This window comes from Planomonospora algeriensis (assembly GCF_977012225.1).
Genome location: NZ_CDRNDK010000193.1, coordinates 1 through 11,119 on the forward strand (window position 1 = coordinate 1; position 11,119 = coordinate 11,119).

The 11,119-nt window shown below is 73.5% G+C and carries 8 protein-coding genes and 2 pseudogenes; 5 read left to right on the plus strand and 5 right to left on the minus strand.

The genetic code is table 11. The features are described from left to right. The coding region (locus ACWJ6R_RS19895; protein WP_449063677.1) for an allantoate amidohydrolase at positions 1-774 on the minus strand (774 nt) is incomplete at its 3' end. Between the two features lie 238 nt (positions 775-1,012). Between ACWJ6R_RS19895 and ACWJ6R_RS19900 the strand changes: the two genes are divergently transcribed. Beyond that, positions 1,013-2,131, plus strand: coding sequence for a glycoside hydrolase family 19 protein (locus ACWJ6R_RS19900; protein WP_449063671.1), 1,119 nt, complete (start codon positions 1,013-1,015; stop codon positions 2,129-2,131). A 113-nt stretch (positions 2,132-2,244) separates the two neighbouring features. Here the strand turns inward: ACWJ6R_RS19900 and ACWJ6R_RS19905 are convergent, their stop codons facing one another. Next, positions 2,245-2,931 carry an SDR family oxidoreductase gene (locus ACWJ6R_RS19905; protein ID WP_449063672.1) on the minus strand — a complete coding sequence of 229 codons (687 nt, stop codon included), beginning with the start codon at positions 2,929-2,931 and terminating at the stop codon, positions 2,245-2,247. A 170-nt stretch (positions 2,932-3,101) separates the two neighbouring features. Here ACWJ6R_RS19905 and rph point away from each other — a divergent pair, with 170 nt between their 5' ends. The 4 genes from rph to ACWJ6R_RS19925 all read left to right on the plus strand — a co-directional run bounded on the left by rph (position 3,102) and on the right by ACWJ6R_RS19925 (position 8,191). Further along, positions 3,102-5,699, plus strand: coding sequence for a rifamycin-inactivating phosphotransferase (rph, locus tag ACWJ6R_RS19910; protein WP_449063673.1), 2,598 nt, complete (start codon positions 3,102-3,104; stop codon positions 5,697-5,699). A gap of 104 nt (positions 5,700-5,803) precedes the next feature. Next, complete coding sequence (locus ACWJ6R_RS19915; protein ID WP_449063674.1) at positions 5,804-6,304, plus strand: PadR family transcriptional regulator; 501 nt, start codon at positions 5,804-5,806, stop codon at positions 6,302-6,304. A 155-nt stretch (positions 6,305-6,459) separates the two neighbouring features. Continuing rightward, the gene (locus tag ACWJ6R_RS19920) at positions 6,460-7,419 is read left to right on the plus strand and encodes an ATP-binding cassette domain-containing protein (protein ID WP_449063675.1); all 960 of its coding nucleotides are present in this window, start codon (positions 6,460-6,462) and stop codon (positions 7,417-7,419) included. Between the two features lie 22 nt (positions 7,420-7,441). Continuing rightward, positions 7,442-8,191 carry an ABC transporter permease gene (locus tag ACWJ6R_RS19925; protein WP_449063676.1) on the plus strand — a complete coding sequence of 250 codons (750 nt, stop codon included), beginning with the start codon at positions 7,442-7,444 and terminating at the stop codon, positions 8,189-8,191. Between the two features lie 98 nt (positions 8,192-8,289). On the opposite strand, the gene ACWJ6R_RS19930 is transcribed toward ACWJ6R_RS19925, so the two are convergent. The 3 genes and pseudogenes from ACWJ6R_RS19930 to hutU all read right to left on the minus strand — a co-directional run bounded on the left by ACWJ6R_RS19930 (position 8,290) and on the right by hutU (position 10,999). Further along, the gene (locus ACWJ6R_RS19930) at positions 8,290-8,733 is read right to left on the minus strand and encodes a MurR/RpiR family transcriptional regulator (protein WP_449063678.1); all 444 of its coding nucleotides are present in this window, start codon (positions 8,731-8,733) and stop codon (positions 8,290-8,292) included. A 320-nt stretch (positions 8,734-9,053) separates the two neighbouring features. Next, positions 9,054-9,272 (minus strand): annotated as a pseudogene (locus ACWJ6R_RS19935) (hypothetical protein); the annotation flags it as partial. A gap of 57 nt (positions 9,273-9,329) precedes the next feature. After that, positions 9,330-10,999: pseudogene (hutU, locus tag ACWJ6R_RS19940) on the minus strand (urocanate hydratase). Positions 11,000-11,119: the final 120 nt, after the last annotated feature.

The window sequence follows — 11,119 nt, forward strand, 5'->3', positions numbered from 1 at the left end:
GACGCGCGCTCGGCCGAAGGTGGCGACCACGCCACGGCGCCGGGCGGCCTCGCGGGCCTGCAGCACGGTCCGGGCGAAGGGCAGCATGGGGTCGTCGCGGTCCTCCAGCCGGGTGGTGCCCGCGTGGTCGGCCCGGCCGCGGAAGTCGAACCGCCAGCGCCCGTGCGGCCAGATCGCGCTCGCGACACCGACCGGGGCCCCGGCGTGCACGAGTCCCCGGCCCTGCTCGACGTGGAGCTCGACGAAGACGCCGACGTGCCCGAGGGTCTCGTCGTCCCGGCCGAGCGCGCCGGGGTCCCGCCCGGTCCGGCGGAGCACCTCGGCCAGGGACGAGCCGTCGTCGTCGGTCAGGCCGCGGGCCCGGTCGGGGTCGAGGACGCCGGTGAGCAGCCGGGAACCGGTGCACGGCACGCCGAACCGGGCCCCCTCCTCATCGGTGAAGCAGGCGATCCCCAGCGGCCGGTCCGGTGCGAAGCCCCGGGCGTCGAGCAGGTCGAGGGCGGCGAAGGCCGAGACGATCCCGAGGGGGCCGTCGAAGGCGCCGCCCTGCCGTACCGAGTCGAGGTGGCTGCCGGTGACCACCCCGGCGCGCCGTGACGGGTCGCCCCGCCAAGCCCAGAGGTTGCCGTTGCGGTCTTCGCGCAGGTCCAGGCCGCGCCGGGCGGCCTCCTGCCGGAACCACTCCCGCAGCTCCAGGTCGGCGGGCGACCACGCGTCGCGCAGGTAGCCGCCGGTCCGGCCGTCGCGTCCGAGGTGCTCGATGGCACCCCACATCTCGTCGAACACCCTCCCATTATGTGAATGAATCCATTCATTGGCGATACGGCGGACCGATATGGAGCCCGAAAGGATCACTTAAGGCGCTGTTAAGCCGACATCTGCCAGCATTCCCGGCACACGGGCTTCCCATCTCCGGCCCGTCCGGCAGAAGCCACGGTGCGGCGCGCGCGGACGGGCCGGTTCACCATCGTCGATCGTGCGCGGCCCCGGGCCGCGCCAAGGAGTTGATCAGGTGTCGAGACAGCGCATCATGTCGTCCCTCGCCGTCGCGGCGGCCGCCGCGGGCGCGCTCACGGTCGCGGGCCCGGCCTCCCCCGCCTCCGCCGCCGACTGCGCGGCCGCGTGGAACTCCGCGACGGCCTACACGGGTGGTGCGAACGTCTCCTACAAGGGGCGCAACTGGTCGGCCAAGTGGTGGACCCAGAACGAGGCGCCGGGCGCCACCTCCTCCGGCGTCTGGGCGGACAAGGGCGCGTGCGGCGGCGGCTCCACCCCCGCGCAGCCGCCCGCGTCCGGGACGTGCGGCCACCCCGCGTGGAAGGCCGGCACGTGGTACGCCGCCGGTTCGATCGTCAGGTACACCGACGGCAGGTACTACCGGGCCGAGCACGACAACCCGGGCTACGACCCCGTCATCAGCACGTGGTACTGGGAGCCGCACGCCTGCGGCGGCTCGAACCCCGGCCCCTCGACCCCGCCCCCGTCGAACCCGTCGAACCCGTCGAACCCGTCGGGCTTCGTCGTCAGCGAGGCGCAGTTCAACCAGATGTTCCCGAACCGGAACCCCTTCTACACCTACAAGGGCCTGACCGCGGCCCTGAGCGCCTACCCGGGCTTCGCGAAGACGGGCAGCGACACGGTGAAGAAGCAGGAGGCGGCGGCCTTCCTGGCCAACGTCAACCACGAGACCGGCGGCCTGGTCCACGTGGTGGAGCAGAACACCGCGAACTACTCGCACTACTGCGACCGGAGCCAGCCGTACGGCTGCCCGGCCGGCCAGTCGGCCTACTACGGCCGCGGCCCGGTCCAGCTGAGCTGGAACTTCAACTACAAGGCGGCGGGCGACGCGCTCGGCGTCAACCTGCTGGCCAACCCGAACCTGGTGCAGACCGACGCGGCGATCGCCTGGAAGACCGCCCTGTGGTACTGGAACACCCAGAGCGGCCCCGGCACGATGACGCCGCACAACGCGATGGTGGGCGGCCGCGGCTTCGGTGAGACGATCCGCAGCATCAACGGCAGCCTGGAGTGCGGCGGGCGCAACCCCGCGCAGGTGCAGAGCCGGATCACCTCCTACCAGCGGTTCACCCAGATCCTGGGCGTCACCCCGGGCGGCAACCTGAGCTGCTGACGCGGGCGGGAGCGCACGGAGGAGAGGGGCACGGCCGGGCGGGCCGTGCCCCTCTCACGTCTCCGGCCGGCTCGCGGGACCCTGCGGCGGCCGGTCCGCCGGATCCCCGGAGGTCAGTTCGCCGGTCCCGCCGACGGGCGGACGGTGATCTCGGTGACGTGGGCGTCCGGGGAGGCCGTCACCGCCGCCAGCACGGCCCGCGCCACCGAGTCCGCCCGCAGGTACTTGTCCGGCTCGTAGGCGCCGTTCTCCTGCTCGCGCACCCCGCGCTGCATGTCGGTGTCCACCCGCCCCGGGTAGACGGTGGTCACCCGCAGCCCCGGCTCCTCCAGCCGGAGCGCGTCGGCGAAGGCCCGCAGCGCGAACTTGCTCGCGGCGTAGGAGCCCCAGGTCGGGTTGGCCCGCTGCCCGGCGCCGGAGTTGACCAGCACGACGTGCCCGCCGCCGGCGCGCAGGGCGGGCAGCAGCAGCCTCGTCAGCTCGGCCACCGCGACCACGTTGACCTCCATCGTGCGCCGCCACACCTCGGCCGGGGTCTCCTCGATCCGTCCCAGCGTCGCCACGCCCGCGCTGTGCACCAGCACGCCGAGCCGGTCGATCCCGGCGACGTCGGCCGCGGCGACGGCGGTCAGCTCGACCGGCCAGGGCCGCGCGCCGGGCAGTTCCGCGGCCACGCCGTCCAGCGCCTCGCGGTCGCGCCCGCCGAGCAGCAGGTCGTGGGTGGGGGCCAGGGCGCGGGCCACGGCGGCCCCCACCCCTCGGGAAGCTCCGGTGACCAGTGCGGTCGGGCGTGCTGACATGCGGCCCACCCTATTCCGTCGGGCGGGGAAGGACGAAGGCGATGAAGGCGAGGAGAGCCCTCCTCGCCACTCTCAACGTACAGCGCGCCGGGGGGCTTGCCGCAAGCCCCGGGTCACCGCGCAGAATCGTCAGCCGATGCCGCAGCCTGCGGCGACTCGGAGGTGTCGCAATGATCGAGCGGTACGTGGTGGGTCTGCACGAGGTCGACGAGACGCAGGTCGCGCTCGTCGGCGGCAAGGGCGCGCACCTGGGCGGGCTGTCGCGGATCGAGGGCGTCCGCGTGCCGGACGGCTTCTGCGTGACGACGGACGCCTTCCGGCGGGTCATGGCGGAGGTGCCGCCGATCGGCGATCTGCTCGACCGGCTGTCGCACGCGGACCCGGACGACCGGGAGGCGGTCCGCACGCTCAGCGCGGAGATCCGCCGGGTCATCGAGGGGACCGCCGTCCCGAACGACCTCGCGGCGGCGATCACCCGCGCGCTCGCCCGGCTCGGTGAGCGGGCCGCCTGCGCCGTCCGGTCCAGCGCGACGGCGGAGGACCTGCCGACGGCCTCCTTCGCCGGCCAGCAGGACACCTACCTGAACGTCGTGGGGCCGGAGGCGGTCCTCCGGCACGTCAGCCGGTGCTGGGCCTCGCTGTTCACCGAGCGGGCCGTGGCCTACCGCCGGCGCAACGGCGTCGACCACCGTACGGTCCGCATGGCGGTGGTCGTGCAGCGGATGGTCTTCCCGGACGCGTCCGGCGTCCTGTTCACGGCCGACCCCGTCACGGGGAACCGGAGGACCGCCACCGTGGACGCCGGCTTCGGCCTCGGCGAGGCCCTGGTCTCCGGCCTGGTGAACCCGGACGTCTTCACGGTGCGGGACGGCGAGGTCGTCGCCAAGGCGATAGCCGCCAAGCGGCGCGCCGTCCAGGCCCTGCCGGCCGGCGGCACGCACGAGGTGGCGGTCGACCCGCGGCGGCAGGAGCAGCCGGCGCTGACGGACGCGCAGGTCCTGCGGCTCGTCCGGCTCGGGCGGCGGATCGAGGCGCACTTCGGCCGCCCGCAGGACATCGAATGGTGCCTGGCCGGCGACGACTTCCAGATCGTGCAGAGCCGGCCGATCACGACGCTGTTCCCCGTCCCCGAGACCGGTGACCGGGGGAACCGGGTCTACGTCTCCGTCGGTCACCAGCAGATGATGACCGACCCCATGAAGCCCCTGGGACTCTCGGTGTGGCGGCTGACGGCCATGGCGCCGATGCACGAGGCCGGCGGGAGGCTGTTCGTCGACGCCACCCGGCGCCTGGCCTCGCCCGCGAGCCGCGCCGGCCTCCTGGAGCTCATCGGGAAGGGCGATCCGCTGACCAGGGACGCGCTGGAGACCGTCCTCGACCGCGGCGACTTCGTCCCCTCGCTCCCGGACCCGGACCCCGCCGGGCCGCCGGTCGGTGGCGCGCCCGCCCCGATCGAGACCGATCCGGCCATCGTCGCCGAGCTGGTCGAGCGCAGCCGGGCCTCCGTCGCCGCCCTGGAGCGCGGCATCCGGGCGAAGACCGGACCGGCGCTGTTCGACTTCCTGCTGGAGGCCTTCGAGGAGCACAAGCGGATCCTCGGCGATCCGCTGAGCATGCAGGCGATCATGGCGGGGATGGAGGCCACGTGGTGGCTCAACGACCGGCTGCGGGAGTGGCTGGGCGAGAAGAACGCGGCCGACACCCTCACGCTGTCCGCCCCCGGCAACGTCACCTCGGAGATGGGCCTGGCGCTGCTCGACGTCGCCGACGCGATCCGCCCGCATCCGGAGGTGGTGGCGTTCCTGCGGGGCGTCGGGGACGACGGCTTCCTGGACGGGCTGACGGGGCTCCCGGGCGGGACCGAGGCGCGCCGCGCCATCGAGGCCTACCTCGACCGGTACGGCATGCGCTGCGCCGGTGAGATCGACATCACCCGGCCGCGCTGGCGCGAGCGCCCCGGCACGCTCGTGCCGGTGATCCTCGACCACGTCAGGAACTTCGAGCCGGGCGCCGCCGCGCGGCGCTTCGAGCAGGGGCGGCGGAAGGCGCGGGAGAAGGAGCAGGACGTGCTGTCCCGCCTGCGGGCCCTGCCGGACGGGGACCGGAAGACCGACGAGACCAAGCGGATGATCGACCGGGTCAGGACCTTCATCGGCTACCGGGAGTACCCCAAGTACGGCATCGTCAGCCGCTACTTCGTCTACAGGCAGGCCCTGCTGGCGGAGGCCGGGCGCCTCGCGGAAGCCGGCGTGCTCGCCGAGCGGGAGGACGCCTTCCACCTCACGTTCCACGAGTTCCGCGACGCCGTGCGCACGCAGCGGGTGGACGACCGGCTCATCCGGCGGCGCAAGGACGCGTTCCGGTCGTACCACGCGCTCACCCCGCCCCGGGTGCTCACCTCCGACGGCGAGGCCCTCAACGGGGCGTACCGGCGCGACGACGCGCCGGCCGGCGCCCTGGTCGGCCTGCCGGTCTCCGCCGGGACCGTCGAGGGCAGGGCCCGCGTCATCCTGGACCTGGCGGAGGCCGATCTCGAGGCGGGCGACGTCCTGGTCACGGCCTTCACCGACCCCAGCTGGTCGCCGCTGTTCGTCGGGATCGCGGGCCTGGTGACGGAGGTGGGCGGTCTGATGACCCACGGCGCGGTGATCGCCCGGGAGTACGGCCTGCCGGCCGTCGTGGGCGTGGAGCAGGCCACCCGGCGGATCCGGGACGGGCAGCGGATCCGCGTGCACGGAACCGACGGGTACGTCGAGCTCCTGGACTGATCCCGCCGCCCGCGGAGGGCCGCTCTCCTTGCCCTCCGCTTGACAGATATACAAATTTGAATAAAAACTTGAATATGTCCTCCACTCGTGTTCTCCTTCTCGGTGTGCTCCTCGACGGACCCCTGCACGGCTACGAGGTACGGCGCCGCCTGGAGATGTGGGCCGCCGACACCTGGGCCAACGTGGCCTACGGCTCGATCTACCACGGCCTCGGCAAGATGGCGGACGAAGGCCTCCTCCACCGCGTGGAGGAGGGGAAGGGCGGCAAGACGCTCTATGAGATCACCGAGGCGGGCCGGGCCGAGTTCACGGCGCGGCTGATGAGCCACTGGTGGGAGATCAAGCCCATCGTGGACCCCTTCCAGGTGGCGCTGACCTTCATGGACCGCCTCTCCCCCGCCGATCTGATCGGCGCGATGGAGGCCAGGGCGGTGCAGCTGCGGGCCGCGATCGGGATGTTCGGGCGGGCGATCCAGGCCAAGCGCGGCCATGGAGCGCCCCGGCACATCGACGAGACCCTCCGCCTCAACGCGGCCCAGCTCCAGGCCCAGCTGACCTGGATCGAAGAGGCCGTCGGCAGGGTCAGGAGCGGCGAGCTCCCCTGAGGGGCCCGCGGGACGCGGCGGAGCGCCGTCCGGCCCGGCCCGCCGCTCCCCGTACGGCCCCGCGCCCGGAACGTCCGGAGCACACCCGGAAAACCTGTTGCCCCTCCCCCCCGGGAGAGGCACCATGCTCGGCATCCCCCATGAACGGAGATCAGATGATCATCGAAGCGCACGACCTGCGCAAGACCTTCACCGCCAGACGCGGACGCGGCAAGACGGAGGAGGTCGAGGCCGTGCGGGGCATCGACCTGTCCGTCGGCGAGGGCGAGATCTTCGCCTGCCTCGGCCCCAACGGCGCGGGCAAGACCACCACGGTCCGCATGCTCGCCACCTTCACCGTGCCCACCTCGGGCACCGCGCGGGTGGCCGGGTTCGACGTGGTGAAGGAGGCCGCCAAGGTCCGGGAGAAGATCGGCTACGTCGGCCAGGCCGGCGGGATCGACGACAACGCCCCCGGCCGCGAGAGCCTCGTCATGGCCGGGCGGATCACCGGGCTCTCCCGCGCGCAGGCGCTGGGCCGCGCCGACGAGCTGATGGCCGCCTTCAGCCTGGCCGAGATCGCCGACCGGCCGGTGAAGACCCTCTCCGGCGGGCAGAAGCGGCGCTTCAGCCTGGCCATCGGGCTGGTCAACCGGCCGCCGCTGGTCTTCCTGGACGAGCCCACCACCGGCCTGGACCCGCAGAACCGCGCCAACCTCTGGGACGAGATCCGCGCGCTGCGCGACCAGGGCACCAGCGTCCTGCTGACCACCCACTACCTGGACGAGGCCGACGCGCTCTGCGACCGCCTGGTCATCGTCGACCACGGCCGGATCGTCGCCGAGGGCACCGCGGCCGAGCTCAAGAAGGAGGTCGCCGGCGACGTCGTCACCCTCCGGCTCGACGACCTGGCCGCGGCCCGCGCGCTGCTGGACGCCGAGCCGTACATCAAGGAGACGCAGGAGGAGGGCGGGTCCCTGCGGGCCTACCTCGACGACGGCGAGCACAACCTGCCGGCGCTGCTGCGCGCCCTGGAGGCCGGCGGCCTGTCCATCCGGTCCATCTCCCTCGACCGGGCCACGCTCGACGACGTCTTCCTGAAGCACACCGGCCGCTCCCTGCGCGACGCCGCCTGACCCCGAGAGGAACCACCCTCCGATGCTCCGCCACACGATGCTGTTCCTGGGCTACGAACTCGGGAACCTGCGCCGCAACCCGGCCTGGCCCATCCTCGGCATCATGCAGCCCGTGCTCTACCTGCTGCTGTTCGCCCCGCTGCTGACCAGCATCACCCCCAACGGGACGCTGGAGGAGGCGCTGGTCGTGTTCACCCCCGCCGCGCTGATGATGATCGCCCTGTTCGGCTCGATGTTCGCCGGGTTCGGCATGATCAACGAGACCCGCAACGGGGTGCTGGAGCGGCTCGCCGTCAGCCAGGCCTGGCGACCCGCGATCATCCTCGGCCGGGTGGCCAAGGACATGATCATGCTGGTCCTCCAGTCGCTGGTCATCCTGGGCGTGGCCGCGCTGATGGGCCTGCGGATCGGCCTGCCCGCGATGGGCCTCATGCTGCTGCTCATGGCGGTGACCGGCCTGTTCGCCGCCAACCTGTCGTACGGCCTGGCGCTCGCGGTGCGCGACGAGAACGGCATGTCGCAGATCGTGCAGTTCTTCCTGCTCCCGCTGATGCTGCTGTCCGGCCTGATGCTGCCGATGTCGGTCGCCCCCGACTGGATGCAGACCGCGGCGCGGTTCAACCCGCTCTACTACGCGGTCGAGGCCGGCCGCGCCATGTTCGCCGGGGACTACTCCGACAGCACGATCCCGATCGCCTTCGGCCTCTTCCTGGTCCTGGGCGTGCTCACCCTGACCTGGTCGGTCCGCTCCCTGCGGAAGCTGGCCGGGTAGACCCGCTCCCCGGCTCCGCCCCGGAGACGGCCCCGGGGCGGGGGCCGGGCGGCCGACGCCGTCCGGGAGGCGGGGACCGGTCGGCCCGGCGGCCCTCGTCAGCAGACGAAGACGCCGGCCTGGTCGGTCATGCGTTCGTACTCCTCCAGCCGGGCCTGCGTGCGCAGCGGCGCCGCGTCCGCCATGGCCTCCACCAGCACCATGGCCAGGGCGAGCGGCGCCGCGTGCGAGTCGAACACCAGCCGCTCGCCCACCGGCGCGGCGAGGACCACGTCCGCGTCGAACGGCGCGTCCCGCCGGTCGGTGATCACGGCCGTGCGCAGGCCGAGATCCCGGGCGTCCGCCAGCGCCCGCACGGCCTCGGCCGGGTAGCGCGGCAGGACCACCGCCAGCAGCCAGGCCGCTCCCGCCCGGCGGGCGGCGTGCAGCCCGTCGGCCAGTTCCGACCCGCCGTGGACCAGCAGCCGCACGTCCGGGTGGATCCGGCGGGCGTAGTAGGCGAACGTGGTGGCCAGGCCGCTGGAGACCCGCAGTCCCAGCACCGGCAGCGGCTCGCACCCGGCCAGCGCGGCACCCAGCTCCGTGACGGCCGACGGGTCGGCCAGCCCCTCCCGGACGGCGCGCAGGTTACCGGCCTCCGCGTCGATCGCGGCCTGCAGGCCGTTGCGCGGAGCGCCCCCGGCCGGGCCCTCCCCGGCTCCGCTCCCGCCGCCCCGGAGGCGACCCCGGAGGAAGCGCCGCCGGGGGAGGCTGCGTCGGGGAGAGGTGCGCCCGTGCCGTCCCCGCCGACGACGAGGGGGCGCAGCGCCTGCCGGAGCTCGGGGTAGCCGGCGAAGCCCAGCGCCGTGGCGAACCTGGTCACCGACGGCTGGCTCACCCCGGCCCGGTCAGCCAGCTCCACGCTCGACAGGAAGATCGCCTCCGCGAGGTGGCCGTCCAGGTAGCGCGCGATCCGCCGCTGCGCCGGCGAGAGCCTCCGGCCCTCCAGAAGTCGCTCGAGTCCGTCGCCCACGCCCCCTCCAACCGGCCGGACTCTGCGGCCATTCCCGAAATTCCCGCCTCTTCCCGGCGCCGCGGTCATCCCCGGGCCCGGCCCCGCCGTCGGTCCCGGGACCCTCGCCTCCTCCCGGCGCCGCCCTCAGCCCCGGGTCTCCGGCGACTCGCGCATCGGCACCCGGACGCCGCGCTCGTCCGCGACCGCGGCGGCCTCCTCGTAACCGGCGTCGACGTGGCGGATCACGCCCGTGCCGGGGTCGTTGACGAGGACCCGGCGGAGCTTCTCCGCACCGAGCGCCGTGCCGTCGGCGACGGTGACCTGGCCGGCGTGGATCGACCGGCCGATCCCGACGCCGCCGCCGTGGTGGATGGAGACCCAGGCGGCGCCGGAGGCCACGTTGAGCATGGCGTTCAGCAGCGGCCAGTCGGCGATCGCGTCGGAGCCGTCGAGCATCGCCTCGGTCTCCCGGTACGGGCTCGCCACGGAGCCGCAGTCCAGGTGGTCGCGGCCGATCACCAGCGGGGCCTCGATCTCGCCGGAGGCCACCATGTCGTTGAACCGCTCCCCGGCCAGGTGGCGCTCGCCGTACCCGAGCCAGCAGATACGGGCGGGCAGCCCCTGGAAGTGCACCCGCTCCCCGGCCATCCGGATCCACCGGGCCAGCGGCTCGTTGTCGGGGAACAGCTCCAGGATCGCCCGGTCGGTCCTGGCGATGTCCGCCGGATTCCCCGACAGCGCGGCCCAGCGGAACGGGCCCTTGCCCTCGCAGAACAGTGGCCGGATGTAGGCGGGCACGAAGCCGGGGAAGTCGAACGCGCGGCCGTACCCCGCCAGCTTCGCCTCGCCGCGGATCGAGTTGCCGTAGTCGAAGACCTCCGCGCCCGCGTCGGCGAAGCCCACCATGGCCTCCACGTGCCGGGCCATCGACTCGCGCGCCCGCGCGGTGAAGGCGGCCGGGTCCTTGTCCCGCTCGGCGGCCATGTCGGCGAAGGCCACGCCGAGCGGCAGGTACATCAGCGGGTCGTGGGCCGACGTCTGGTCGGTGACGATGTCGATCTCGGCGCCCCGGCGGAGCAGCTCGGGCACGGCCTCGGCGGCGTTGGCCTCGACGCCGATGCTGAGCGGGCGCCGCTGGTCGCGCGCCTCGTAGGCGAGCCGGAGCGCCTCGTCGAGGTCGGCGGCGCGGACGTCGAGGTAGCGGTGCTCGATGCGCCGATCGATGCTGCGGGGGTCGCAGTCGACGCAGATCGCCACGCCGCCGTTCATGGTGACGGCCAGCGGCTGGGCGCCGCCCATGCCGCCGAGCCCCGCGGTCAGCGTGATCGTCCCGGTCAGGGAACCGCCGAACCGCTTGGCCGCCACGGCCGCGAAGGTCTCGTAGGTGCCCTGCAGAATGCCCTGGGTGCCGATGTAGATCCATGATCCGGCGGTCATCTGCCCGTACATGGTCAGGCCCGCGGCCTCCAGGCGGCGGAACTCCTCCCAGTCGGCCCAGTCGGGCACCAGGTTGGAATTGGCGATGAGCACGCGCGGCGCCACTCGTGGGTGCGGAAGACGCCGACCGGGCGGCCGGACTGCACCAGCAGCGTCTCGTCGCCCTCCAGGGTGGTGAGCGTGCGGGTGATCGCGTCGAAGGAGCGCCAGTCGCGGGCCGCCCTGCCCGAGCCGCCGTAGACGACGAGCTGCTCCGGATGCTCGGCCACCTCGGGGTCCAGATTGTTCTGGAGCATGCGCAGCGCCGCCTCCTGCGGCCATCCCTTGGCGGTGAGCGTGGTGCCGCGCGGCGCGCGAACGGTCCGGCTGCCGGTCATGGCCGAGCCTCCCTGGTGACATGAATGAATATATTCATATTTGTCACTCGCAGGCCACGGGTCAACCCGGGGGCCGCGGGTCGGCCCGCCGCGGGTCGGCCCGCCGCGGGTCGGCCCGCC